Origin of the sequence: Tritonibacter sp. SIMBA_163 (genome assembly GCF_046535935.1) — a bacterium.
In the GTDB taxonomy this organism is placed as follows: domain Bacteria; phylum Pseudomonadota; class Alphaproteobacteria; order Rhodobacterales; family Rhodobacteraceae; genus Epibacterium; species Epibacterium scottomollicae.
On the sequence record NZ_JAWJBP010001582.1, the window covers coordinates 1 to 228 of the forward strand.

Annotated in this window: 1 protein-coding gene; it reads right to left on the reverse strand. The window is 65.4% G+C overall.

The window, feature by feature from the left end:
* The coding region (locus R0J92_RS27585) for a hypothetical protein (protein WP_411054022.1) at positions 1 to 228 on the reverse strand (228 nt) is incomplete at both ends.

Sequence of the window (228 nt, forward strand, 5' to 3'; positions counted from 1 at the left end):
GGGTTGCCACTGGCGTCGTACCGCTGCCCATAGATCCCGCCGTCCTGGAGAATCGATTGCCAAACCACGACGAAGCCGCCGCCAGCGAGCCCGGCGACATCGGGCCAGGACTGATCGTTGGCGGTCTCCGTGTTGGCCCGGAACTCACCTCCAACTGGCGCGCCTGAGGCATCGTAGCGCTGACCGTAGACACCCAGCTCGTCACCATCCTGGCCTTGTGACTGCCAG